Origin of the sequence: Nitratidesulfovibrio liaohensis (assembly GCF_011682075.1) — a bacterium.
Lineage (GTDB): Bacteria > Desulfobacterota > Desulfovibrionia > Desulfovibrionales > Desulfovibrionaceae > Cupidesulfovibrio > Cupidesulfovibrio liaohensis.
This window is the reverse complement of sequence record NZ_VSMK01000671.1, coordinates 1-837: the sequence shown is the minus strand read 5'-3', so window position 1 is coordinate 837 and position 837 is coordinate 1. Positions and strand designations below refer to the sequence as shown.

Here is an 837-nt window from a genome sequence, read left to right as displayed (position 1 = left end):
CGCAACCGTTCGGCCTTGCGGCGCAGGGCCGTGGCGGCATCCAGCGCCTTTCTGGCCAGCGGCAGCAGGTCGGCGCCCGCGTCGGTCAGGTCCATGCCGCGCGCGCGGCGTCGGAACAGGGTCACGCCCAGAATGTCTTCCAGCGCGCGAATCTGTCCGCTGAGGGCCGACTGGCTGATGTGCAGCTCTGCGGCGGCGCGGGTGAGCGTGCCGGATTCGGCCACGGTGGCGAAGGCGCGGAGCAGGTGCAGTTCCATGACGGTGCGCGGGGTTGCGGGCGAAGGGGTAAAGGCAGGTGACGCCGAAGGCCGAGGGGAAGGGCGTAAGCGCCATGCCATCGCCGGAGAAAACCGGCCATTTCCTGTCTGACCGGGCGGGCATTCGGCCACGCCGAACGCTGCCTTCGGGAAATACCGTTGGATTTCCGGGCGCTATGGGGCCAAGGATGGCACGGAAACAACAGGAGGGCAACCCCATGCGCAGCGCGCAACTTGGACCGTGGCTTCTGGCGGGGCTCATCGTGGGGCCGGTATTGGGATCGGGCATCATCATCCTGCCGCCCGTGGTGCTGGGCGTGGCCGGGGCGTGGGCGCTGCCCGCGTGGCTGGTCATGATTGCGGTGGGGGTGGTGTTTGCGCTGGTGTTCGGCGAACTGTCCGTGCTGTTCCCCGGCGACGGGGGTGTTTCCGTGGCCGTGGGGCACGCCTTCGGCCCGCAGGGGCGGCGGCTGGCCTCGCTGTATCTGGTGGTGGCGGTGCTGTTCGGCCCCGTGGCCGTGCTGCTGACCGGGGTGCGCTACCTGCCGCTGGGCGGGCTGCCGCCGGTGGGTGTGGCCTG

2 protein-coding genes are annotated in these 837 nt (G+C 70.4%); one reads left to right on the top strand and one right to left on the bottom strand.

What is annotated here, in order from left to right:
• Window positions 1-257: LysR family transcriptional regulator (locus FVW27_RS17605; RefSeq protein ID WP_167127703.1), on the bottom strand; the 257-nt coding region annotated here is incomplete at its 3' end.
• Between the two features lie 218 nt (window positions 258-475).
• Here FVW27_RS17605 and FVW27_RS17600 point away from each other — a divergent pair.
• On the top strand, window positions 476-837 hold a 362-nt coding region (locus FVW27_RS17600), incomplete at its 3' end, for an amino acid permease (protein WP_167127700.1).